The 1,887-nt window shown below is 64.3% G+C and carries 1 protein-coding gene; it reads left to right on the plus strand.

What is annotated here, in order from left to right; genetic code table 11:
- Positions 1–427: 427 nt before the first annotated feature.
- Positions 428–1,816, plus strand: coding sequence for a group II intron reverse transcriptase/maturase (ltrA, locus tag WEB03_RS13900; RefSeq protein WP_368071515.1), 1,389 nt, complete (start codon positions 428–430; stop codon positions 1,814–1,816).
- Positions 1,817–1,887: the final 71 nt, after the last annotated feature.

Genomic DNA, 1,887 nt, shown 5'->3' on the forward strand with positions numbered 1-1,887 from the left:
CCGAGGGTGGTGCCTCGGGATGACTTGGGGGTGAAAGTCCCCTACGGACCCTGGTAGCGGGAACCGTTAGCTGAACAGCAAGGGTGTCCGCCGCGAGGCGGAATCTGAAGGAAGCTGCAGGCAAACTCCTGGCCCGACGAACAGGAACCGCATATGAGGCAGCCGCATCTGGGCGAGAGGGCTAAAAGACTCGAAGCCCAATAGCTACCCGGAAGGTGTGGAAGTAAATGCGGCGGGTAGATGGGAGGAAGGTCGCGCGTCTTACCCTGGGAGGTCTGGTGGTCTGCCATGGTGCTACCGGCGTCGAGAGGCGACGGGATGGGCCACCAGACGTCAGCCGAGGCCATAGTAAGTGCCGGGTTCACTACGGCACCAAGGGCCGAACATGAAGAACCGCGAGTAGGCGATGACGTCTCGAGGATCGATCATGAAGACAGAGCATGACGCTAATACCGTCACTCACCCAGAGGGGCAGGAGCGGAACTCCGCGTCCCAGCCGGTGAGCGTCGAGACGATTTCGGCGTCGTTATCGTGGACGAAAGCGGAGCCAGCCCCGCTCATGGAGTCGGTCGTCGACTCGCAGAACATGCAGCGGGCTTACCGTAAGGTGATCGCCAATAAAGGTGCACCGGGTGCCGACGGCATGACGGTGCATCAGTTGGCTGACCATCTAAAGCAATACTGGCCAACGCTGCGCGAGCGGCTACTGGCCGACGAGTATCACCCTAGCCCGATCCGAGCCGCCACGATCCCCAAGCCCAAGGGCGGGACGCGGCAGCTCGGCATTCCCACGGTCACCGACCGGCTGATCCAGCAGGCGCTGCTCCAGGTACTGACGCCGCGCTTCGATCCGGGCTTCTCCGAATCGAGCTACGGCTATCGGCCCGGACGCAGCGCCCAGCAGGCCGTCTCGGCCATGAAGGCCCACGTCGGAGCCGACCACCGCTGGGTGGTCGATCTCGACCTGGCAGCCTTCTTCGACCGGGTCAATCACGACCTGCTGATGGCGCGGGTCGCGCGCCGCGTCCGCGACAAGCGGGTACTGCGCCTGATTCGTCGTTATCTGGAAGCCGGGCTGTTCCAGCACGGCCTGACCTCGCCACGAAAGCAGGGCACGCCACAGGGTGGGCCACTGAGTCCGCTGCTGGCCAATATCCTGCTGGATGACGTGGACAAGGAACTGGAAAGCCGTGGCCACCGCTTCTGCCGCTACGCCGACGACCTACAGGTGTACGTCAAAAGTCGGCGGGCAGGCGAGCGCGTCATGGCCAGCCTGAGTGATTATCTCGAGAACTCGCTTCGGCTCACGGTCAATCGCGCCAAGAGTGCGGTCGACCGGCCCTGGCACCGAGGGTACCTGGGCTACACGCTGACGCGGCACAAACTGCCACGGCTGACCGTCGCCAAGGCCAGTCTGCAGCGCCTGATGCAGCGTGTCTGCGAGATCCTCAAGCGCGGCAGGGGGCGCCACATTCGACGCGTCATCGAAGGGCTGACCCCGGTCCTGCGGGGCTGGGCCAGTTACTTCTCCCTCGTCGACGTGAAGCGCCCTTTGGAAGCGCTGGATCGATGGATACGTCGCCGACTGCGCGGCCTGATCTGGCGGCAATGGAAGCGCCCGCGGACCCGGCGCCGCAAGCTCCTGGCGTTGGGTCTGGATGAGTATCGGGCGTGGAAGTCAGCGGGAAATGGGCGAGGCCCCTGGTGGAACGCCGGCGCCTCGCACATGAACCAGGCGCTGCCGAATAAGTGGTTCGATCAGCGGGGCCTGATGTCGGTACTCGATACGGTAAGATGGCTTACCCGTTCTGCATGAACCGCCGTATACCGAACGGTACGTACGGTGGTGTGGGAGGGCGCCGGGGGCAACCCCGGCCCCTACCCGAT

Source organism: Nitriliruptor sp. (genome assembly GCF_040882075.1).
Lineage (GTDB): Bacteria > Actinomycetota > Nitriliruptoria > Nitriliruptorales > Nitriliruptoraceae > Nitriliruptor.

What these genes read in the sequence shown, in the direction of transcription:
- ltrA (WP_368071515.1), top strand. Translation starts at nt 428, where the DNA reads ATGAAGACAGAGCATGACGCTAATACCGTCACTCACCCAGAGGGGCAG.